The organism is Lysobacter sp. TAB13 (assembly GCF_052113885.1).
Classification (GTDB): domain Bacteria; phylum Pseudomonadota; class Gammaproteobacteria; order Xanthomonadales; family Xanthomonadaceae; genus Lysobacter; species Lysobacter gummosus.
The window spans coordinates 1-355 of sequence record NZ_JBFRDR010000427.1 but is presented as its reverse complement, the minus strand read 5'-3'; the positions used below and the strand labels follow the sequence as shown (position 1 = coordinate 355).

The window sequence follows — 355 nt, the reverse complement described above, 5'->3', positions numbered from 1 at the left end:
GGGCGCCGATGCGATCGAGGTCACCATGGCGACATGCCTGCTCTCAGTGCCGCTCCTGCCGCTCGTCGCACTGGTGATGCCCGTGCATCTGGCGCAGGTTGCACTGTCGGCCATAGCGCTCCAGGCGATCTATCAAGGATTGCTGGTCGGCGCCTTCGCTCTGTTTCTCTACACGCAGGCCGTCGCCATCCTTGGCGCCGGGCGGGCGGCACTGTTCCTGCCGCTGGTGCCCGTCGTAACCGCACTCTCCGGCGCGCTTCTGCTCGGCGAGCGACCGTCCCCGATCGAGATCGCCGGCATGGCGCTCGCGATCACCGGCATGCTGATCGCGCTGCGCGCCCGCAGCCTGGCGTAA

At 68.2% G+C, this 355-nt stretch carries 1 protein-coding gene; it reads left to right on the top strand.

Features of this window, described 5'->3' with window-relative positions; all coding sequences use genetic code 11:
- On the top strand, window positions 1-355 hold a 355-nt coding region (locus AB4Y92_RS26815; RefSeq protein WP_441822383.1), incomplete at its 5' end, for an EamA family transporter.